We start from the raw sequence: 18,491 nt of genomic DNA, 5'->3' as shown, positions 1-18,491 counted from the left end.
TCGAACTATTGTCATTGTGCACCAGGGCATGGAATTCCGCCACTGTAACTACTCAGGTGTGATGCCGGCAGCCGTGCCGGACGGTGAGCCCCAGTCCAGGCTCGGGTGATGTCCGACCCGGGAAGCTGGGACGGCGTTTGTCAGGCGCGCGGGTGTGCCTGCTCGTAACTCCGTCGGAGGCGGTCGACCGAGACATGCGTGTACAGCTGTGTCGTGGCAAGGCTCGCGTGCCCCAGGAGTTCCTGGACAGCGCGCAGGTCCGCCCCGCCGTCAAGCAGATGGGTTGCAGCGCTGTGGCGCAGGGCGTGCGGGCCACGAGCTGCCGTGTCCCCCACGAGTTGGAGAGCGTCGTGTACCTGAGTACGAACGGCCCGCTGGTCGATCCTCCCGCCGCGCCGACCCAGGAACAGTGCAGCACCGCTCCGGGCGGTGACCCACCTGGGCCGGCCGCCGAACATCCAGCGTTCGAGGGCCTGACCGGCCGGGACCCCGAAGGGGACTGTCCGCTCCTTCGACCCCTTGCCGAGGACCACCAGCGTGCGGCGTTCCAGGTCGATGTCGTCGATGTCGAGTCCCACCAGCTCGCCCACCCGGATTCCGGTCCCGTACAGCACCTCGAGCATCGCGCTCGTCAGGAGTGCCTGAGGAGCGTTTGGATCGTCGGCGGCGGGGTGAGGCCCGGTGTCAGGGCCAGTGTGAACGTCCGGGTCGGTGTTTGTGTCCCGGTCGGAATTCTCCTTCGCGCCCGCGAACAGAGAGTGGGCCTGATCCTGGGTGAGCACCGTGGGCAGCGAGCGCGCTCGTTTGGGCGCCCGCAGTCGGAGGGCGGGATTGACCTGGATCCTGTCCTCGCGGACCGCCCAGTCCATGAAGCTCCGGACGCTGGCGGCACGACGCGCCACGGTCGACCTCGCGAGGCCTGAGGCGTCCAGGGCTCCGAGCCATGAGCGGAAGTGCTTGAGCTGCAGCTGGTCGAGCCGTTCGACCCCTGTACCCGCCGCGTGCGCGAGGAACAGAGCGATGTCCGTGCGGTAGGCACGAACAGTGTGCTCCGAGCGATTCCGCTCGAGCGTGAGGTACTGCTCGAATCCGCGCCGGGCGTCCTCGAGCTCAGCTGCCAGCTCTCCTGCAGGCTTGGCTCGCTCGGACATCGTCGGTTCCATCGGACCCAGTATGCCCGGCCGCCCGGGGCTCGTGCGCGAAGCGGGACACCCGAACCTGCCGAGTGCCGCGGGGCTCGCCGCAGCAACCCGCTACGCGCCGCTTCGACGCGCGTCCTCCTGTTCGTCGTCGCCGGGCGTGATCGCGGTCAGATACAGCCGCTCGTGCTCGAGGAGCGCCGCCTTCGCTTCCACCCCGGCGGCGTATCCCGTGACCGCGCCCTTGCTACCCACGACGCGGTGACCGGGGATGACGATGGACAGCGGATTGGCTCGCACGGCTGCCCCGATTGCTCGGCCCATACCCGGGTTACCAAGGGCAGTGGCCACCTCGCCGTACCTCCGGACCTCCCCGAACGGGATCTGCCCGAGGACGTCCCACACGGTTCTCTGGAAGGGGGTGCCCTCCGCCGAGAACGGCACGTCGAAACCGTGGCGGCGACCGTCGAAGTACTCGGTCAGCTCGCGGCAGGCTTGGTCAAGGACGGCGCTGTTCCGTCGACCTGCCTGCTCCGCGCCCGGGCGGGGCAGGGTCGGGTCCGAGGCACCGCTTACACCGTGCACCGTGCCACCCGCTCCCCCGCTGGACCCGAGTTCATCATGCGCTCCGGTCGGGTACGCCGCCGTGTGATTGGCTTCGCCTGCCGGGCCGGGTGCGCAGTACGACCCGAGGAGGGCGGGCGAGGGTTCGGGGGCGTGCTCGTGGTGATACACACCGACGAGAACCCCTCCGGCGACGACGATCCGCAACACACCCAGCGGCGAGGGGACGGTTGCATAGTGCCGGGCGTCCGCTGTCGATGCTTCCGACGACGTGGACCGCAGTGCCGATGGCCGCCGCCCTGCGACATCCCCCATCGGCTCAGGTACGGCCTCCGTGTGCACGCGGCCACCAACCGCGCTTCCTGCACCCGCGACGCCGAGGTCAGCGCTCGCACCCGTATCAGCACCCGTGCCCTCGTCGCCGCTCGGACGTGCGTGCCTGCTCGTGTCTGACGTGGTGCTCGCCTTTGCACCAATGCTCGCGCCGTCACCAATGCTCGTTGTGCCACCAATGCTCGTTGTGTTGCCGGTGTCCGTACCCGCGCCTGTACCGACCTGTGGCTCCATGCTGTCCGTCGTGCTGGTGTTCATCTCACTGCTCCTGTTCATCCGTTCATCCGTTGTGTCGTCATGTGCGCCTTCGCTGGAGCGAGCCGCCGGGAACAATGTCCTGCCCGGCAGGTGGAGACCCTGTTCCGTGGATCCGAAAGTCCGCCGGGAGGTCTCACCCCTTCCCGCGTCGCCATCCGTCCTCGGTGCGCACGGCAAGGCCCTGGATCTCGAGACGCGCCAAGCCCCGGATCACGTCCTGACCGGACAAGCCTGCGACTCTCGCGAGCTTGTCGACTGTCGTGGACGCCCGAACCGGGAGCCCGTCCAACAGCAGCAGGTCCGGGATGCTGAGTCCGTCGTGCTGCCTGCGGTACGACGCCTCCTCCTTGGCGCGATCACCCGACTCCTCGTTCCCGATAGGGCCGGCCAGCTCGGCCACATCGGCGGCATCGGTGACGCAGACTGCTGTGCCGTCCCTCAGCAACCGGTGGCAGCCCGCTGAATTGGCCGACGTCACCGGACCGGGAACCGCTCCGACCGGTCTACCCAGGCCTGCGGCGTGGTGCGCCGTATTGAGTGCCCCTGAGCGCCATCGCGCTTCCACGACGACGGTGACCGCGCTCATCGCGGCGATGATCCGATTGCGCTGAAGGAACCGCCACCGCGTCGGGGAACTGCCGGGCGGGACCTCCGAGATCAGGAGCCCCTGCTCGGCGATGACACGCAGCATGTCCTCGTTCCCGGCCGGGTAGTACCGATCGACACCGCAGGCGAGGACGGCGATGGTCGCGTGCGGGTCCTCGCGGTCCGTGTCGGGCGCCGGGCCCGAACCTGCGGAAGGTGGCGGGACGATGTCGGCCCCGTCGGAGTGCAGCGGGCGCGGGGCGCCGTCGGCACCGCTCCGGTGTTCACCGCCACCTCGGGTCGCGAGAGCTGCACGGTGCGCCTGCGCATCGATGCCGTAGGCACCGCCTGACACGATGACGAAACCGCGCATCGTCAGCCCCGACGCCAGATCGGCCGTGACGGCCGAACCGTACGAGGTGCTGTCCCGCGAACCGACGATCGCCGCGAGTCGGCGCGACGACGGCACGGCGCCCTCGCCCCGGACCCACAGACACAGGGGCGCCGCGGCCTGCAGCTCATCGAGCGCCGCCGGCCACTCGTGGGACTCCGGGACGACGAGGCGCCCACCGAGACGATCGAGGGTGGCGAGGTCGCGCTCCGGCGCCAGGTCGGGCAGACGGGGCGCCCAGCGGAGCATCCCCTCTCCGAGGAGGTCCTTCCGGCCGTAGTCGGCGCCGAGGGCCTCGCACACGAGCCGCGACTCCTGCGCGCCGGTTCTCACCTGCCCGCTCGCCAGCCGCAGGGCGTCCTGTGGACCCATGAGCGCGACGAGGGCCATACCGACGGCGTCGGAGGGCTCGAAGAGTCGTGAGAGCGCCGCCCGTGCGATCCGTACCTTCCCGGTGTCGCTCATGCCGCACGCTCCTGCAGGCGGAAGCTCAGGGCCGTGGTGACGTCGTCCGTTCCGGGGCGCTCCCGACCGGCGAGATCGGCGATGGTCCATGCAACCCGCAGGACACGGTCCCAGCCGCGGGCGCTGACGAGGTTCCGTTCCAGGGCGCGGTCGAGCGATGCGGTCACCGATCTGGGGAGCGCGAGTTCGCCGCGCAGCACGCGACCCTGCACCTCGGCATTGGTGGAGTGATGCCAGCGGCCCAACCTCTCGTGCTGGGCGCCACGGGCAGCCGCTACACGGGCGGCGACGACCGCGGACCGTTCGGAGGTCGCTCCGCCGAGGTAGTCGGCGAGGCCCACACGCTGCACGGCGAGCTGGAGGTCGACGCGGTCGAGGAGCGGACCGGACAGGCGATTGAAGTAGCGTCGACGCTGCTGCGCGGTGCAGACACACTCGATCCCCTTCCCGCTGGCCAGGCCGCACGGACAAGGGTTCAGCGCGAGCACGAGCTGGAAGCGTGCCGGATAGGACGCCGTACCCGACGCCCTGTGCAGCACGAGCCGACCGCTCTCCAGCGGCTCACGCAAGGCCTCGAGCACGCGCCGCTCGTACTCGGGGGCCTCATCGAGGAAGAGGATGCCGCGGTGCGCCCGTGATGCAGCACCCGGCCTCGGAATGCCGCTTCCTCCACCGATGATCGACGCCGGGGTCGCGGTGTGGTGGGGGCTCTCGAACGGGGGCCGCCGCACCAACTCGGTGCAGTACCCCGTGCCGCTCAGGCTGTGGACCGCCGTGACCTCCATGGCGTGGTCGTCCGTGAGGTCGGGCAGGATCCCGGGCAAGCGCTCGGCGAGCATCGTCTTCCCGGCGCCGGGCGGTCCGACCATGAGGAGATGGTGGGCGCCGGCTGCCGCAACCTCCAGCGCGAACCGTGCCTCGTGCTGGCCCGCGATGTCCGATAGATCCAGGACCGGCGCAACGGACGGATCAATCGCACGGGACTCCTCCCGCACGTCCGGGTCGGGAAGGCGGACCTGCGACGCGTCCGCTCCGTAGGCCAGAGCGACCTCCGCGAGCGTGCGGAAAGCACGCACGTCGGCGGCGGGGACGAGAGCGGCTTCCGCAGCGTTCTCCTCCGCCACCACGATGCTCGTATGACCGGCGTCCACCGCCGCCATGACCGCGGGGAGTACACCATGGACGGGGCGCAGTTGCCCGTCCAGCCCGAGCTCCGCGATGAAGACCGCACTGCCGCAGCCTCGGACGTCCCCCGACGCGGCGAGGGCCGACATCACGATGGCGAGGTCGAAGGACGATCCTCGCTTCGGGAGGGAGGCGGGAATGAGGTTGACCGTGATCTTGCGTCGGCTCAGCGGCACGCCTGCGTTCCGCGCGGCTGCCCGGATGCGATCCTTCGCCTCGTTCAGCGATGCGTCCGGCAGGCCGAGCAGGACGAAGGCGGGCAGGGTCTGTCCGATGTCGGCTTCGACCTCCACGACGTAGCCGTTCATGCCGACGAGCGAGACGGCGTACGTACGCCCGAGCGCCATCAGATCACGGCCCGTACGTGTTCGACACGCGGTGCACTCCGGCCATCGTCCAGCACGCCGACGGCATCGATCCGGAATCCGCTGAAGCGAAGGTTGTGCGCCTTCGCCCACTTCGAGGCGAGCACGTAGAGCCGCTCCAGCTTGCCCGCGCTGATCGCCTCCAGGGGCTGCCCGAAGTCGTCCGAGCTCCTGGTCTTCACCTCGACGATCACGAGGGTGGAGCCCTCGACGGCCACGAGGTCGATCTCGCCCGACGGACACCGCCAGTTCCGGTCGACGATTCTCAGACCGGCCTGCTCGAGATACCGAGCTGCCGTCGCTTCACCGCGACGTCCCAATTGATCTTTCGCCAGCATGGCGTCACCTCCTCCCCCAGCCTCGGGGAAGGGCGTGATGATGCCGGTGGATCATCGCGCTATGTGGACAACCGGAGGCGCAGTCCTTGCTTCCGTTCTCCGCTCCACAGCACGGCCGGCACGGGCGTCACCGACTCAGGGGACGGCCCTTGGCAGCACCGGACCGGTGCCCCGGCATCAGGTACCCAGCGGGCCGTCCTTCGGCAGAGCCATGTCGTCGGACTTGGTGAGCTCCTCGACGTTGACGTCCTTGAACGTGATGACGCGGACGTTCTTCACGAAGCGGGCGGACCGGTAGACGTCCCAGACCCAGGCATCCTGCAGCGTCAGGTCGAAGTAGACCTCGCCGTCGGCGGATCGCGCCTGGAGGTCCACGGTGTTGGCGAGGTAGAAGCGCCGCTCGGTCTCCACCACATAGCTGAACAGGCCCACGACGTCGCGGTACTCGCGGTACAGCTGCAACTCCATGTCGGTCTCGTAGTTCTCAAGATCTTCGGCACTCATCGGCTCATCATCCTCCACTTTCCGCGTGTGACAGTTCTGGCCGCTCCAGGCTCCCCAGGCGCCAGGTCCTTCGATGGTGCTCGCTCGGCCCCACGACGTCGATCGCAGCCCGGTGGGCGCTCGTCGCATAGCCCTTGTTGACCTCCCAGCCGAAGGCGGGGTGGTGCTCCGCGAGGGACACCATCAACGCATCGCGTTCGACCTTGGCGAGCACGCTGGCGGCCGCGACGCTCAGGCACGTGAGATCGGCCTTGATCCTCGTCTGAACGGACGCTGTGCACCCGATCGTCTCCACGGATGCTGTACGGCCGTCGTCGAGGCCGAAGAGCAGGTCCTCGGAACGCTTCGACAGCCAGTCGTGATTGCCGTCGAGGATGACGACGTCGGGTGTCACCGACTGCAGCACCGCCTGCCAGGCTCGGGCGCCGGCGGTCCGCAGCGCGGCCATCAGCCCCCATGCGTCGATCTCGGCGGGCGATGCGTGTCCGACCGCCGACGCCAGCGACCAGGCCCTGATCCGCGGGACCAGCGCCTCCCGGGCCGCGGCGGAGAGCAGCTTGCTGTCGCGGACCCCGCGCAGCGGCCGGACCGCTGCGAGATCGAGCACGACCACTCCCACGGACACCGGGCCCGCCAGCGCACCGCGCCCCACCTCGTCACACCCGGCGACGTACCGATGGCCCGCGTCGGAGAAGGATCGTTCGAGGGCGAGCGTCGGCGCCTTCGACCCCCGGGTGCCGCGTGCGGTCATGGTCCCGCTGGCGTGGAGCGGCCGATGGGACGCGCGTCGGGTACCCCCGCGAAGACCTCCGGATAACTGCCCAGGAAACCGATGCGGTCGAGCGGCCAGGCGATGACGGCTGCCTTCCCCTCGATGTCCTCGATGTCGACGAAGCCCTCGCCGGGCTTGTCCCTGTTGGCCCGGGAGTCCGCGGACGCGTTGCGGTGATCGCCCATGACCCAGACCGAGTCCTCGGGGACGATGACGTCGAACGGGACGTCGGAGGGGTTGGCGCCCGGGAAGAGGTAGGGCTCGTCCAGCGGTTCGCCGTTCACGGTGATCCGCCCGTCGGCGTCGCAGCAGATGACGTGGTCGCCCGGCAGCCCGATGACCCGCTTCACGAGGTGCTGCTGGGACTCGTCGGGTGCGAGTCCGATGAAGATCAGGGCTTCCTTGACGAACCCTACGCTCTGCTCCACCTGCGGGGGCAGCCATCCGTCCGCGTCGCGGAACACCACGACGTCGCCCCGCTGCAGGTCGAACGGCTGCGGGACCAGCTGGTTGACGAAGATGCGGTCGTCGATCTCGAGGGTCTCCTCCATGGAGCCCGAGGGGATGAAGAAGGCGCGGAACAGGAAGGTCTTGATGAGGAACGAGAGCACGAGCGCGATCACGACGATGGTCGCGATCTCCTTCAGCCACGCGCCGAAGCCGCGGTCGGCGTTCTTCGCGTCCTGCGTGGCGTCGCCCGGATGGTCCGCCGTCCCGTCACCACTCGTGGTCGAATCTGCGGCCCGTGCGTCGGTCGCCGCTGCTCCCGAGGACGACTTCCTGCGGAAGCTCCGTGCCATGCGTTGAATTCCTCTGTCGTCGATGGTCGGCCGGATCGGTCGCGATTCGAGCAGCGACTGCGTCACCGGCCGTTCCCTGGCTGTCGTCAGGTGTGTGGCTCGTCGATCGGCGCGAGCCGGTCCAGTGGCCAGAGTAGCTGAAAGGCACGCCCGATGATGCGGTCCTCGGCGATGAGGCCGCCGCCCGGAGCTCCCAGGAGCGCCCGTGAGTCCCTCGACTCCGACCGGTGGTCGCCCATCAGCCACAGCCGGCCCTCGGGCACCACCGCGTCGAAGGCGACGTCGCTCGGGGTGTCCCCCGCGAACACGTACGGTTCCTCGAACGGCGCTCCGTTCACCTCGAGCCGGCCGTCCTCCGAGCAGCACACCACACGGTCACCCCCGACGCCGATCACCCGCTTCACGTACACGGTGTCACTGCCGGTCACCCCGAGCCACTGCCCGATCCCACCGAGGACACGTTCGGGAACACCCCGCGGATCGGTGATCGGGTCGAGTGACCCGCGACCATCGAACACCACGACGTCACCACGCTCGACATCCCCTTCACCGACCCGCTTGTCCACCAGGACGCGGTCGCCCCGGGTGAGCAGAGGTTCCATCGATGCGGAGGGTATGAAGTACACATCCACCAGGAACGCCCGCACCAGCCCGGTGACGAGCGCCGCGACGACGACGGCGGATAACACGAAACGCCAGCCCACGAAGCGGGGCCGGCGTTCCGGTTGCTCTCCGGCCGGGGGCCGGGAAGCGGAGTTGCGGTGCACGTCCAGAGAGTTACTTGACCGTCTTCGGGTCGCGCTTCTCCTTGATCTTGGCGGCCTTGCCGCGCAGTTCGCGCATGTAGTACAGCTTGGCGCGACGGACGTCGCCTCGCGAGACGACCTCGATCTTGTCGAGGACGGGGCTGTGGACGGGGAACGTACGCTCCACGCCGACACCGAAGCTCACCTTGCGGACGGTGAAGGTCTCGCGGATGCCGTCGCCCTGGCGCCCGAGCACGAAGCCCTTGAAGATCTGAACACGGGTGTTCTTGCCCTCGATGATGTTCACGTGGACGTTGACGGTGTCGCCGGCGCGGAAGTCCGGGACGTTGTCCCGGAAGGACGCTGCGTCGACTGAGTCGAGAATGTGCATGTCATGCTCCTGGTGGACGCCACAGGTCACCCACGTCGGTCGCGGCGGCCAGGGACCGGACACTAGGTCCGGGCCATGCTGCCGAAGAAGGTTTCCGGCCGTTCCGGTGATCCGGGTGCCGGTGTGCTGAACTGTTGACCTCACGCCCCCTGTGGCAGGGTGCGGCCCAGTGGACACGAGGCACCATTCTTCCACAACGAAGCGGTCCCGCCCTAATGCGGTGGTCGCGTCAACCGGCCGTCGACGACGTCGAACCCCGCGTCGCGGAGCGCACGCACGTCCGCTGCACCGAGGGCGCCGGTGTCGATGTCCGCCAGGAGGTCGGGACGGCGGGACGCCGTGCGCCGGAACTGCTCCATCCGTCGCCACTGGGCGATCCGGGCGTGGTTGCCGCTGAGGAGCACCTCCGGGACATCGTGACCGCGCCACGAGGAGGGTTTGGTGTAGACGGGGTACTCGAGGAGTCCGTCGGCGTGGGACTCCTCCACGAGTGACTCCGGATTGCCGACGACGCCGGGGATCAGCCGGCCCACCGCCTCCACCATCGCCAGGACCGCGACCTCCCCGCCGTTGAGGACGTAGTCGCCCAGCGAGACGGCCCGGACGTCGAAGGAGCCGCGCGCCCAGTCGATGGCGCGCTCGTCGATGCCCTCGTACCGGCCGCAGGCGAACACGAGGTGGTCGAGTTCGGCCAGCTCGTGAGCCATCGCCTGGTCGAAGACCGCGCCCGCGGGCGACGGGACGATGAGGGTCGGCCGGGAGGTGTCTCCAGCAGCGCCGGTGGCGCCCGCCCCAGCGGGGTCTGCAGGATGCGCGACGTCGGCGAGCACGGCGTCGAGTGCCTGCGCCCACGGCTCGGGCTTCATGACCATGCCGGCGCCGCCGCCGTACGGGGTGTCGTCGACGGTGCGGTGGCGATCCGTCGTGAAGGACCTGAGGTCGTGGACGCGCACGTCCAGGACGCCGTCCTGGCGAGCCTTGCCGATCAACGACAGATCGAGTGCGGCCAGGTACTCCGGGAAGATGGAGACGACGTCGATGCGCACTAGTCGCGGGCCCGTCCGGCGTCCGCTTCGGAGGCAGCGGGCTCGGAGGCGGGCTCGGCGGCCGGCTCGGCAGGGGACGCTGCGTCGTACGCGGCGTCGTACGCGGCGTCGGACGCGGCCGCTGAAGTATCTGAGGTCTCGGGAGCCCCGCCGAGGTCGTCGCCGTCGTCGGGCGCCTGGTTCGAGCCAGGGGTGTTCAGGTCGAACAGCCCGGCGGGCGGGGCGATGAGGATGAAGCCTTCCTCGATGTTCACCTCGGGCACGATGTGGCCGACGAAGGGCACGAACGCCTCATGGCCGTCGGCGAGCTCGACGACAAGGAGATCCTGCACCGCCATGGTGCGCAGCGCGGTCACCGTTCCGACCGAGGCGCCGTCGACGCGCGCGTCGAGTCCCACGAGTTCGTGCTCGTACCAGGCGTCGTCCTCGTCGTCCTCGCCACCGGTGGTGTCGATGAACAGCTGAGCGCCGCGCAGGGTCTCGGCCTGGTTCCGGTCCGCGACCTGCTCGAACCCGACGATGAGGATGTCCTTGTTCCAGCGGGCCCTCGCGACGGTCAGTTCCGTGACGGCGGCACCCTCGACCCGGAAGACCTCACCGGCGTCGAAGCGATCCTCGGGGGCATCGGTGAAGAGCTGGACCGTCACCTCACCCTTGATGCCGTGGGGTTTGCCGATCCTGGCGACGAGTACGTCCATGCTGGTGCTCCTGCTGGGGTTGGAATGGCCCTTCACGCACTCGGCCCCACCTCCAGGTACTGGCGGTGGGGCCGACGGCGGTCGAACGTATCGGTGGTGCGGGTGGTCAGCTGCGGCGACGGTCCGTGTCGACCACGTCGACGCGCACCGGCTCGCCTGCTGCGAGAGCGGCGACGACGGTGCGCAGGGCGCGAGCCGTGCGGCCCTGACGGCCGATCACCCGGCCGAGGTCCTCCTGGTGGACGCGCACTTCGAGCGTCTCACCGCGGCGGTTGTTCTTCGCGGACACCCGGACGTCGTCGGGGTTGTCCACGATGCCGCGGACGAGATGCTCGAGTGCGTCGGCCAGCATGTTACTCGGCCTCGGTGGCTTCCGCGGCGGCGTCGTCGGTCTTCTTCGCCTTCGGGGTGATGGCCTCGGGGACGATCACCGAGCCCTTCTCGGGGGCGACGAAGGTCTCCTTGGCAGCCTTGGTGCGCAGCGTGCCTTCCTGGCCCTTCAGTCCCTTGAACTTCTGCCAGTCACCGGTGATCTTCAGCAGCACGGAGACCTGCTCGGTCGGCTGTGCGCCGACGCCGAGCCAGTACTGCGCGCGATCCGACTTGATCTCGATGAACGAGGGCTCCTCGGTGGGGTTGTACTTGCCGATCTCTTCGAGGGCACGGCCGTCACGCTTGGAGCGCGCATCCATGACGACGACACGGTAGAACGGTGCGCGGATCTTGCCCATGCGCTTGAGGCGAATCTTTACGGCCACTTGTGTGGTCACTCCTTGTACATGAAAAGGGGGCGAACCCGTCATCCTGCTCCCGTGGGGCGGGCCATTCATGGGGGTTCTCGAGGACACGAAGCGCACACGGAGAGAGGGGCCGTACGGCTCGAGTACCTGACCATTGTGCCAGACCCGCGTCGCTTTAGGCGATTCGGGCCGAATCCCCCCGGACCGCGACGCGCAAGCTGTTCCGCCACGGGTCCTCGAAGCGCAGTTCCTCCCCCGTGTGCAGGCTCGGGATGCCGGCCGTTGAGAGGCGGTCGGCCAGCGCCGCGACGTCGTCGGACGCCGGGACACGGAGGAGCACCTCCCCCAGACCGAGGGTGTCGCGCCGGGGGCCCGCACCCCTGCTGTTCCAGACGTTCATCGCCATGTGGTGGTGGTACCCGCCGGCGGAGACGAAGAGCGCCTGGTCGTGCCATCCCGCGGTCCGTTCGAAGCCGAGCACGTCCACGTAGAAGCGGTGCGCGGTCGGGACGTCGCCGACCTGCAGGTGCACGTGCCCGACGCCGGCGTTCCGCATCGCGGCCTGCGTGACGGCGTCCTCGGTCAGGTGCCTTTCGAGGTACTCGTGCGGTGCGAGCGGAAGGCTGTCCATCACCACCGTCCGCTCGCCGCGTCCGTCCTGTGTCCAGCTCCAGGTGTCCCGAGGGCGGTCGACGTACAACTCGATCCCGTTCCCCTCCGGATCCGTGAAGTAGAACGCTTCGCTCACGAGGTGGTCGGCACTACCGACGTAGGCACTCCGCGGGTGGCGCGCGGCGGAGGCGACGGCGGCGGCGAGGTCCGCGCGGTCCTCGAAGAGGAGCGCGGTGTGGAAGAGACCCGCCTGGCCGGGTGCCGGGAGGCGCAGGTGGCCAGCATGCTCGAGGCGGAGGACCGCGTTCGCGCCGCGGCCGAGGACGACGGCATCCGGGCCGTCGACGAGCACGGCGAGCCCGAGGGCCGTTCGGTAGTAGGCGGACATCCCGTCGAGGTCGCCGACCCGGAGGGTCAGCGTTCCCATGGCGGTGTCGTCGGGCAGCAGGTCCGGCATCGATCACTCCTTGTCATGGCAGTACCGGCATAACTACTTGAAGCTTAAAGTTATTCCGCCGGATGTACGCCGGGCTCTCAGTCCTGGATCGGAAGGGCGACCCGAACGCGGCTACCTGCCGGTAGCCCCGTGGACCGGAGTCATCTGCTCGCGACCGGACCTGCCCGCAGGGCGTCGCGGATGATCGCCGCGCCCTCATCCGTGTCGTGAGGACGGTGACCACCGGGAGCGGAACGATGCACGGCTCCGGTGGTGACGAGGTACTGCGCCACCTCCTCGTAGAGAGGTTCCCAGCCCCCCGTGAGGACGACGGTCGGGACGCCCGGCACGATGGTGAGCGGTGCGTCCCACGGCGGGCGCTGAAGCCGCAGGCGCGCGGCGTTCCGCCGTTCGTCAGCGGTCACGGGCATCCGCGCGGCGGCATCGAACGCCTGCCGCACGAAGGCCCGGAGGTAGTCGGCGTCGGACATCTCCTGCCGTGTGTCGAGGAGCGGACCCATGCGCGCGATGTGCGCCGAGGTGGCCGGGAGATCCGCCGTGAGGGAGAAGCAGGCCGGTTCCACGAGGGTCAGGCTCCGAACGAGTTCCGGGTGCTCGACGGCGGCCATCATCGCGGCGACCGCACCCTGCGAGTGGGCGACGACGTGACCTCCCGCGCCGAGGGCCTCGATCACGATCTCCTGGTCGCGGGCGAAATCCGTCGCGAGCGGCTCCTCCTCCGTCGAGAACCCGTGACGGCGCACGTACAGGCAGTCGTACTCGCGGGAGAGGCCGTGCTGCCGTGGCCACGCCGCCGCTCCGAAGCCGCCGGAGCCGTGGACGAAGACGACGCGTTCGGGCATCATGATGACGCCGATCCCGCCGGTGGGCGCACGCGCCTACTTCCCGAGGAACTTCTCGAAGCCCTTGGGCAGGTTCATCGCCGACGGGTCGAAGTCATGCTGGCCTCCGAACGCCGCACCGGTGGGGGCCGCCGTGCGGGCCGCTGCGCGCCTCGCCTCGGCTTCCTTCGCCTCGATGGCAGCCTTCGCGGGGTTGCCCGAGCGCGGCTTCTTCTTGCCCTTCGCCGCGACGGCCTTCGACTTGCGGGGTCCACCGAAGCCTCCGGGGCCGGCCATGCCGGGCATCCCCGGGATGCCGCCACCGGACGCCATCTTCTTCATCATCTTCTGCGCCTGCGTGAAGCGCTCGAGCAATCCGTTCACCTCGGACACGTGCACGCCGGAGCCTCGCGCGATGCGGGCGCGGCGCGAACCGTTGATGATCTTCGGCGCGAGCCTCTCGTGCGGGGTCATGGAGCGCACGATCGCCTCGACGCGGTCGATCTCACGCTCGTCGAAGTTCTCCAGCTGCTCCCGCATGCCGGCGGCGCCTGGCATCATCATGAGCATCTTCTTCATGGAGCCCATGTTGCGGATCTGCTGCATCTGCGCGAGGAAGTCCTCGAGCGTGAAGTCCTCCTGGTCGGCGAACTTCTTCGCCATGCGGGCGGCTTCGTCCTTGTCCCAGGACTGCTCCGCCTGCTCGATCAGACTGAGGATGTCGCCCATATCAAGGATGCGCGACGCCATGCGGTCCGGGTGGAAGAGCTCGAAGTCCTTCAGGCCCTCACCGGTCGAGGCGAACATGACCGGCTTGCCGGTGACCGAGGCGACCGAGAGCGCCGCACCGCCGCGCGCGTCGCCGTCGAGCTTGGTGAGGACGACGCCGGTGAAGTCCACGCCCTCGTTGAAGGCGAGGGCCGTGTTGACGGCGTCCTGGCCGATCATGGCGTCGATGACGAAGAGGACCTCGTCGGGATCGATCGCCGCGCGGATGTCCGCGGCCTGCTGCATGAGTTCTGCGTCAACGCCGAGCCGGCCAGCGGTGTCGACGATGACGACGTCGTGCAGGCGGGCGCGCGCCTCGGCGACACCCTGGCGTGCGACGGCCACGGGATCACCGGTGGCGGTCTCGAACTCGGAGCTCACCCCGGGGTGCGGCGCGTACACCGGGACGCCGGCCCGTTCACCGTTGACCTGGAGCTGGCGGACCGCATTGGGGCGCTGGAGGTCGCACGCGACCAGCAGCGGGCTGTGGCCCTGGCCCTTGAGCCAGAGGGACAGCTTGCCCGCGAGCGTCGTCTTTCCGGCGCCCTGCAGGCCCGCGAGCATGATGACCGTGGGCGGGTTCTTGGCGAGGCGGATGCGCCGCGTCTCGCCGCCGAGGATCCCGACGAGTTCCTCGTTGACGATCTTGACGATCTGCTGGCCGGGGTTGAGGGCCTGCGAGACCTCGAGGCCCAGTGCGCGCTCCTTGACCGCGGCGGTGAAGGCGCGGACCACGGGGACGGCGACGTCGGCGTCGAGCAGTGCGCGGCGGATCTCGCGCACCGTGGCGTCGATGTCCGCCTCGGTGAGCCGCCCCTTCCCGCGGAGGTTCTTGAAGGTCGCGGTCAGCCGGTCGGAGAGTGAATTGAACACGTGCCGTGAACCACTTTCATCGGGGAGCATTGATGACTCAACTCCCAAGGGTATCAAGCGGGATGAGCCCGACGGCGAGCACGGCGCCGGTTCGATCCCCGCCGCGCGCCGCAGAGGGGGCCCGTCACGCGTACCGGGGCCGGTGGTCGCCCGGCAGCCGATCGGCACGGGACACCTGCGGGGATAAGTGGCACAGTGAAGGCGTGGACACTCACTCTCTGGCAGAACACGGATCCATCCCCGCGGAGGCGGACGTGCGCGTGCGGACGCTGCTCATCCTCGGAGCCTCCGGTGACCTCACCGGGCGCCTCCTGCTCCCCGGCCTGGCGCGCCTGATCCGCCTCGGCCGCGCCGACGGACTCAAGCTCGTCGGCGCGGGTTCCGACGACTGGACGGACGAGCACTGGCGCGAGCGCATCGACGGCGCGTTCCGCGAAGCCGCGGCGAAGGCCGACGAGGCCGGACGCGCGTCGCTGCAGCAGGTCCGCGACAACAGCTCCTACCACCTCATCGACGTGACGAAGGACGGGCTGGGCGAGCTGGTACGGACCCTCGAGGGACCCGTCGCCATCTACTTCGCCCTGCCGCCGTCGGTCAGCCAGCGTGCCTGCAGCGCCCTCGGCGCGGACTCGCTGCCGGCGGGCACGCGGCTGGTCATGGAGAAGCCCTTCGGGACCGACCAGGCGTCGGCGCACATGCTCAACGAGAAGCTGGCGAAGCTGGTGCCGGAGCAGAACATCCACCGCGTGGACCACTTCCTCGGCAAGGCGACCGTGTTCAACATCCTCGGCCTGCGTTTCGCGAACCGCATCCTGGAGCCGGTCTGGAACAACCTGCACATCGAGAAGGTGGAGGTCATCTTCGACGAGGACCTCGCCCTGGAGAACAGGGCACGCTACTACGACGGCGCGGGCGCGTTGCGGGACATGATCCAGAGCCACCTCCTGCACGTGATGGCGCTGCTGGCCCTCAACGCGCCGTCCACCCTGCACGAGCGAGACCTCCGCGACCACATCGGGTCCATCCTCCGCGCGAGCTCGGTGGACCTCACGGATCCGTCGAGCAGCCGCCGCGCCAGGTACACGGCCGGCACCGTCGGCGAACGCCGGATCCCGGACTACACGGCGGAGCCGGGGGTGGACGCCTCCCGGGGTACCGAGACGCTCGCGGAGGTCACCGTGTCGATCAACAACGAACGCTGGTCGGGAGTGCCCTTCGTGCTCCGCTCGGGCAAGGCGCTCGGCGCCAAGCGCAAGGAGGCGGTGATCACCTTCAAGCCCGTGAGTCACCTGCCCGTGGGCTTCAGCGGGCAGGACGCCCCCACGAAGCTGCGCATCGGGTTCGGTCCGGACACGCTGCAGCTCGAACTCGACGTCAACGGCCCCGGGGACATCTTCTCGCTGGACCGCGCCACCCTCAGCGCCGACCTCAACGAGACCGATCTCCTCCCCTACGGCGAGGTGCTCGACGGCGTCCTCGCGGGCGATCCGACACTCTCGGTCCGCGGTGACACCGCGGAGGACTGCTGGCGGATCGTGGAACCGGTCCTCACGGCATGGTCGGAGAACCGCGTCCCGCTCGAGGAATACGCCGCGGGCTCCACCGGTCCGCAGGCGTGGCCGTCCTCGCACGGCCAACGCTGACCCTTTCGCCGCCGTCGAGCACGTGACGGCGGACTGATCGCGGGGTGACCCCGGACCGACAGCGGGACGGATGTCCCCGGACACACGAAGGGCCGTCGCCTGCGCGACGGCCCTTCGTGTGTGGTGCTGCTGTGTGGTGCCGACCGTGGTTCGGTCAGAGGGCGGCTTCGCCGCGCTCCCCCGTGCGGACACGGACGGCCTCCTCGACAGGGATGACCCACACCTTGCCGTCACCGGCGCGGCCGGTGTTGGCCGTGGAGACGAGTACGTCCACGATGTCGGTGACCCACGCATCGGCGACGAGCACCTCCACCCGGGCCTTCTGCAGGAGGTCCACGGTGTACTCGGCGCCCCGATAGACCTCGGTGTGGCCCCGCTGACGGCCGTAACCACTGGCCTGGCTCACGGTGAGGCCCTGGACGCCGTAATTCTCCAGCGCCCCCCTGACACCGTCGAGCTTGTCCGGACGAACGATCGCTGTCACGAGCTTCATGAATGCACATCCTCTGCGACGGTCTTCTGCGGCGTGTCCGCAACGTGCTGACTGGTCTTCTTCTGGGACATCATCTGCTCGGCGAACGGGTGGAAGGATCCGCCCACGCCGAGTCCACCGAACTCGTAGGCCGTCTCGGCGTGCTCCGACAGATCCACTCCGGAGACCTCGTCCTCGGAGGCGACACGGAAGCCGATGGTCTTGTGGATCGCGAGGCCGATGACGGCCGTCATGATCGCGGACAGGGCGATGGCAATCGCTGCGGCGACGATCTGCGCGACGAGCTGCTCGGGGCCGCCTCCGTAGAACAGGCCGCCACCCTCGCCGTCGACGGGCAGGGCGATGAAGCCGAGCGCCAGCGTCCCGACGATTCCCGCGACCAGGTGCACCGCGACGACGTCGAGCGAGTCGTCGAAGCCGAGGCGGTACTTGATGCCGACGGCCAGCGCGCACAGGGCACCGGAGACGAGGCCGAGGCCCACGGCACCGATGGGGCTCACGTTGGCGCAGGCCGGCGTGATGGCCACGAGACCTGCGACGATGCCGGAGGCCGCTCCGAGCGAGGTGGGCCGACCGTCACGGATGCGCTCGGTCATGAGCCAGCCGATCATCGCGGCAGCCGGTGCGGCCATCGTGTTGACCCAGATGAGCCCGGCCTCCTCGGCCGTTCCGGCTGCGCCGCCGTTGAACCCGAACCAGCCGAACCACAGGAGCGCGGCGCCGAGCATGACGAACGGGATGTTGTGCGGGCGCTGCGCCGGGTCCTTGCCGAACCCCTGGCGCTTGCCGAGGATCAGGGCGAGCACGAGGGCCGCGACGCCGGCGCTGATGTGCACCACGGTGCCACCGGCGAAGTCGATGGCCTCACCGACGGCTGCACCCACTGCGCCCTCCTCGCTGAGGAGACCGCCACCCCACACCATGAAGGCGAGCGGGCAGTAGACGAGGGTGACCCAGATGGGTACGAAGATGGTCCACGCGCCGAACTTGGCGCGGTCGGCGATGGCCCCGCTGATGAGGGCGACCGTGATGATGGCGAAGGTGACGCCGTAGCCGGCTCCGATGAGGTCCTCGGTGCCGATGAGGCCCGTCAGGCCGAAGGAGGCGAACGGATCGCCGAAGAGTTGCGCGACGCCTTCGCCGCTGGTCATCGAGTACCCCCAGAGCACCCAGACGACGCCGACGAGCCCCACGGCGATGAAGCTCATCATCATCATGTTCAGGGCCGCTTTGGCGCGGGTCATACCGCCGTAGAAGAAGGCGAGCCCGGGGGTCATGAGAAGTACGAGGGCGGCTGAGACCATCACCCAGACGTTGCCTGCTGTCAGATCCATCACACACGATCCTTCCGAGGAGGACGGGGACTTCCCGACCTTGCCTCTTCAGGATGCGCGGGCCGTGTTTCGGGTTGAGGAGCCCGGCATTTCGCGCACGTTACGTGGTATCCGACGTCGTAAAAGGCGCGTGACCAGCATGTTTCGCGCACGTTACGCGGCTTTGAATG

General features: G+C 69.1%; 20 protein-coding genes. 1 reads left to right on the top strand and 19 read right to left on the bottom strand.

The window, feature by feature from the left end:
* Positions 1–140: 140 nt before the first annotated feature.
* The 17 genes from AC4D12_RS06030 to ffh all read right to left on the bottom strand — a co-directional run bounded on the left by AC4D12_RS06030 (position 141) and on the right by ffh (position 14,851).
* Positions 141–1,151, bottom strand: a complete 1,011-nt coding sequence (locus AC4D12_RS06030) for a tyrosine recombinase XerC (RefSeq protein ID WP_490949012.1) — start codon at positions 1,149–1,151, stop codon at positions 141–143.
* 102 nt (positions 1,152–1,253) lie between these two features.
* Positions 1,254–2,294, bottom strand: a complete 1,041-nt coding sequence (locus tag AC4D12_RS06025) for a methylated-DNA--[protein]-cysteine S-methyltransferase (RefSeq protein ID WP_490949011.1) — start codon at positions 2,292–2,294, stop codon at positions 1,254–1,256.
* A 133-nt stretch (positions 2,295–2,427) separates the two neighbouring features.
* Positions 2,428–3,735 carry a DNA-processing protein DprA gene (locus AC4D12_RS06020; protein WP_490949010.1) on the bottom strand — a complete coding sequence of 436 codons (1,308 nt, stop codon included), beginning with the start codon at positions 3,733–3,735 and terminating at the stop codon, positions 2,428–2,430.
* A complete protein-coding gene (locus tag AC4D12_RS06015; protein WP_490949009.1) occupies positions 3,732–5,267 on the bottom strand; it encodes a YifB family Mg chelatase-like AAA ATPase in 1,536 nt (511 codons plus the stop codon). Before AC4D12_RS06015 ends, AC4D12_RS06020 begins: the two co-directional genes overlap by 4 nt.
* The gene (locus tag AC4D12_RS06010; RefSeq protein ID WP_490949008.1) at positions 5,267–5,623 is read right to left on the bottom strand and encodes a YraN family protein; all 357 of its coding nucleotides are present in this window, start codon (positions 5,621–5,623) and stop codon (positions 5,267–5,269) included. Before AC4D12_RS06010 ends, AC4D12_RS06015 begins: the two co-directional genes overlap by 1 nt.
* A gap of 177 nt (positions 5,624–5,800) precedes the next feature.
* Positions 5,801–6,127 carry a DUF2469 domain-containing protein gene (locus AC4D12_RS06005; protein ID WP_490949007.1) on the bottom strand — a complete coding sequence of 109 codons (327 nt, stop codon included), beginning with the start codon at positions 6,125–6,127 and terminating at the stop codon, positions 5,801–5,803.
* A 7-nt stretch (positions 6,128–6,134) separates the two neighbouring features.
* The gene (rnhB, locus tag AC4D12_RS06000) at positions 6,135–6,878 is read right to left on the bottom strand and encodes a ribonuclease HII (protein WP_490949006.1); all 744 of its coding nucleotides are present in this window, start codon (positions 6,876–6,878) and stop codon (positions 6,135–6,137) included.
* On the bottom strand, positions 6,875–7,699 hold the full coding sequence (gene lepB / locus AC4D12_RS05995) for a signal peptidase I (protein ID WP_490949005.1): 825 nt from the start codon (positions 7,697–7,699) through the stop codon (positions 6,875–6,877). The genes rnhB and lepB (AC4D12_RS05995) overlap by 4 nt, the downstream gene beginning before the upstream one ends.
* 86 nt (positions 7,700–7,785) lie before the next feature.
* Complete coding sequence (gene lepB, locus AC4D12_RS05990; RefSeq protein ID WP_490949004.1) at positions 7,786–8,466, bottom strand: signal peptidase I; 681 nt, start codon at positions 8,464–8,466, stop codon at positions 7,786–7,788.
* A gap of 10 nt (positions 8,467–8,476) precedes the next feature.
* Complete coding sequence (gene rplS, locus AC4D12_RS05985; RefSeq protein ID WP_490949003.1) at positions 8,477–8,836, bottom strand: 50S ribosomal protein L19; 360 nt, start codon at positions 8,834–8,836, stop codon at positions 8,477–8,479.
* A 212-nt stretch (positions 8,837–9,048) separates the two neighbouring features.
* Positions 9,049–9,882 (bottom strand): tRNA (guanosine(37)-N1)-methyltransferase TrmD, encoded by an 834-nt coding sequence (gene trmD, locus AC4D12_RS05980; RefSeq protein ID WP_490949002.1) that lies wholly within the window; start codon positions 9,880–9,882, stop codon positions 9,049–9,051.
* Positions 9,882–10,580 (bottom strand): ribosome maturation factor RimM, encoded by a 699-nt coding sequence (rimM, locus tag AC4D12_RS05975; RefSeq protein ID WP_490949001.1) that lies wholly within the window; start codon positions 10,578–10,580, stop codon positions 9,882–9,884. Before rimM ends, trmD begins: the two co-directional genes overlap by 1 nt.
* 106 nt (positions 10,581–10,686) lie before the next feature.
* Complete coding sequence (locus AC4D12_RS05970; protein WP_490949000.1) at positions 10,687–10,932, bottom strand: RNA-binding protein; 246 nt, start codon at positions 10,930–10,932, stop codon at positions 10,687–10,689.
* 1 nt (position 10,933) lies between these two features.
* Positions 10,934–11,338, bottom strand: a complete 405-nt coding sequence (gene rpsP, locus AC4D12_RS05965; protein ID WP_490948999.1) for a 30S ribosomal protein S16 — start codon at positions 11,336–11,338, stop codon at positions 10,934–10,936.
* Positions 11,339–11,495: 157 nt separating this feature from the next.
* A complete protein-coding gene (locus AC4D12_RS05960) occupies positions 11,496–12,389 on the bottom strand; it encodes a VOC family protein (RefSeq protein ID WP_490948998.1) in 894 nt (297 codons plus the stop codon).
* A gap of 140 nt (positions 12,390–12,529) precedes the next feature.
* Positions 12,530–13,234 (bottom strand): alpha/beta fold hydrolase, encoded by a 705-nt coding sequence (locus AC4D12_RS05955; RefSeq protein ID WP_490948997.1) that lies wholly within the window; start codon positions 13,232–13,234, stop codon positions 12,530–12,532.
* 33 nt (positions 13,235–13,267) lie between these two features.
* A complete protein-coding gene (gene ffh, locus AC4D12_RS05950; protein WP_490948996.1) occupies positions 13,268–14,851 on the bottom strand; it encodes a signal recognition particle protein in 1,584 nt (527 codons plus the stop codon).
* Positions 14,852–15,054: 203 nt separating this feature from the next.
* On the opposite strand from ffh, the gene AC4D12_RS05945 reads away from it, so the two are divergent.
* Positions 15,055–16,494 carry a glucose-6-phosphate dehydrogenase gene (locus AC4D12_RS05945; protein ID WP_490948995.1) on the top strand — a complete coding sequence of 480 codons (1,440 nt, stop codon included), beginning with the start codon at positions 15,055–15,057 and terminating at the stop codon, positions 16,492–16,494.
* A gap of 154 nt (positions 16,495–16,648) precedes the next feature.
* Here the strand turns inward: AC4D12_RS05945 and AC4D12_RS05940 are convergent, their stop codons facing one another.
* Entirely contained in the window at positions 16,649–16,987 is a 339-nt protein-coding gene (locus tag AC4D12_RS05940) for a P-II family nitrogen regulator (protein WP_043445797.1), read from the bottom strand.
* Positions 16,984–18,321: an ammonium transporter gene (locus AC4D12_RS05935; protein ID WP_490948994.1), complete on the bottom strand. Its 1,338-nt coding sequence runs from the start codon at positions 18,319–18,321 to the stop codon at positions 16,984–16,986. Before AC4D12_RS05935 ends, AC4D12_RS05940 begins: the two co-directional genes overlap by 4 nt.
* Positions 18,322–18,491 lie beyond the last annotated feature (170 nt).

Source organism: Arthrobacter sp. TJ-266 (assembly GCF_058269115.1).
This window is presented reverse-complemented; position numbering and strand designations above follow the sequence as displayed.